Origin of the sequence: Blautia sp. TF10-30, assembly GCF_003481245.1 — a bacterium.
GTDB lineage: Bacteria > Bacillota > Clostridia > Lachnospirales > Lachnospiraceae > Fusicatenibacter > Fusicatenibacter saccharivorans.
Window position 1 is genome coordinate 1 of record NZ_QUKM01000034.1, and the last position, 1,637, is coordinate 1,637.

Annotated in this window: 1 protein-coding gene; it reads right to left on the minus strand. The window is 38.9% G+C overall.

What is annotated here, in order from left to right:
* Positions 1–122: 122 nt before the first annotated feature.
* A complete protein-coding gene (locus tag DXD02_RS15245; protein WP_055218916.1) occupies positions 123–1,334 on the minus strand; it encodes an IS110 family transposase in 1,212 nt (403 codons plus the stop codon).
* Positions 1,335–1,637 lie beyond the last annotated feature (303 nt).

The following is a 1,637-nucleotide window of genomic DNA, read 5'->3' on the forward strand; positions in this document are numbered from 1 at the left end:
TAGCCTGCAAATAAAAAGTCAATACTAAAATTGAAGAAAGTTAAAAAACTTTACAGGTTAAAAATTAGGCATTAAAATAAGGCCACCACAACCAGTGCTGGTCTGAAAGTAAAAGTTTTGAATTAGCTTGGATCAGGAAGAACAGAAAGATATTCTTTCACTCGTCCATAGTATATTCTGAGAAATTTATTAGCACCTGCAGTCATATAAACATAGTAAGGCTTACCCTGGGTGCGTTTTCTGTCCATGAATTGATATACAGGATCATCCTGAGGCATGGTTTTGATAAGAACATCCATTACTTGAAAAAGAGTCTTTCTTAAATTTGAAGATCCACGTTTGGATGTTGGGACGCTTTTTTGGGCATAGGAACCAGATTCGTTTACCCCAGGATCAACTCCGGCGAATGCAGTAAGGGCTCCTTTATGCGTGAATCTGGTTACATCACCGATCTCAGCCATAAGCTGTGGACCGAGAGATGGACCAATCCCTTTAAACTGCATGACAATTGAGTATTCAGGAAGCTTTGAGGCAGTCTCGTTCATGAGAGTGCGTATTGTTTCGACAGTAACGGAAGTACTGTTGAGCTGATCGACAGCTTGTCTGATGATATGTTTGGTTATTTCATTCTTAGGAAATACTGGAACAAGTTCCTTTGTTTTGGTGTAAATTTCTTCCGCTTTTGATTTATTGAAGGCATATTTTTTGCGCTTGCACCAGTTCTGATAATGTTCAACAAAAGCGTTTAGAGACATTTTACGAATGCAATCTACATGCCAGTATGTAGAGACAAAATCAACCCATTTCTGGGAACCATCACTGCGGGTGGGACTATTGAAATAAGTATTTGCATTTGGATAGGTCTGGTCAATGAGGCCAATAAGATTATTTTTCATAGCCGTTTTTTGTTTCACATAGAAATGGAACTGACGATTCATGACCTTTAGCTGAGCGCGTAATTCATCTGTAATACTATACGGTTCAAGACTTTGCCATTTGTCAAGAGCGTAGCGGGCAATCTTGACAGAATCAGCTTTGTCGGACTTGATTTTGCGAAGAGAATCGTTATTAAAATCTTTGACCAACTTGGGATTAACAGCACTGACAAAGAGATCTGCTGCTGAAAGCTGGTGAGCAAGTGCTTCGTAGTAGCGGCCGGTATGTTCCATTACAACCCGGGATTCACCTTCGATAGAATGAATAAGTTTAATAAGTGAATGGATATCACTGGATGTGTGCTTAATCTCAAAAGGAGAGGATACAATCTCCCCAAATGGTCTCAGAATTGTAACCATACTTTTACCTTTTGAAACATCGATACCTACTGCGTTCATAAATTTATCACTCCTTAAAAAATATTACAATGGATAAATACCAGTTTTACTCATTACCTGTTCAAACTACTGTGTGTGACACGAATGCACCTAATGTGATTCAACCTGCATAAAACGAACACTGTGAATGAGGAGCCGGTTATCAGTCTAAAGTACGGACGCGAGGTCCAAGTGATGAAGTCGATATACCATTGCATCCTACATTCTAACAGTTTAAGTAATGAGATGGATAAATCCTTACTGGAAGTAAGGGGATTACCCATAAATATATTGTAGTAGTGATGAGTTAGACGCGCAAGATTT

Coding starts and splice junctions, on each gene's coding strand:
- DXD02_RS15245 (WP_055218916.1), bottom strand. CDS start 1,334: ATGAACGCAGTAGGTATCGATGTTTCAAAAGGTAAAAGTATGGTTACA.